The organism is Bacteroides mediterraneensis, assembly GCF_016900355.1.
Classification (GTDB): domain Bacteria; phylum Bacteroidota; class Bacteroidia; order Bacteroidales; family Bacteroidaceae; genus Phocaeicola.
In genome coordinates this window covers 1-444 of the sequence record NZ_JACJKA010000087.1, presented here as the reverse complement: position 1 = coordinate 444, position 444 = coordinate 1, and the positions used below count along the sequence as shown (strand labels likewise).

Below are 444 nucleotides of genomic sequence, written 5' to 3'. Positions count from 1 at the left end.
CAACAATTTCCTTTGCTTTCCAAACATTGACATCCACATCTCCGACAATATTTTTAATTCCCTTCAACTCCATTTTATGAGATCCTGTCTTGTCTTCTATTTTGATAATCAAACCAGGTAAACCTCGGAATTTATATGGTCCATCTTGAATAGGAATTTCTGTAGAAAACCAAGCAATCCAATGTCTGCCTGCAAAATCCGCTTCTGCTTTTTGAACGTTCCACTCTCCTATTTTCTCTTTTTCTGATGATATTTTCCAGTTGATTTTTCTGTCGTCGGAAATATTGTAAGAATCCATTCCCAATCTGCGATGCAGGTTAATTTTATAATCAGGATAAGTTTTTGTCACCGAATATCTTACATTCCCCTTTCGCAGATCTGATTTTACATTGATAGAACCTGTTGCCGCTAATTGTTTCTCCAAATCCACCTTCATAATAGAAT

At 35.8% G+C, this 444-nt stretch carries 1 protein-coding gene; it reads right to left on the bottom strand.

The window, feature by feature from the left end; genetic code table 11:
* On the bottom strand, positions 1-444 hold a 444-nt coding region (locus H6A28_RS14940), incomplete at both ends, for a GLPGLI family protein (protein WP_204481094.1).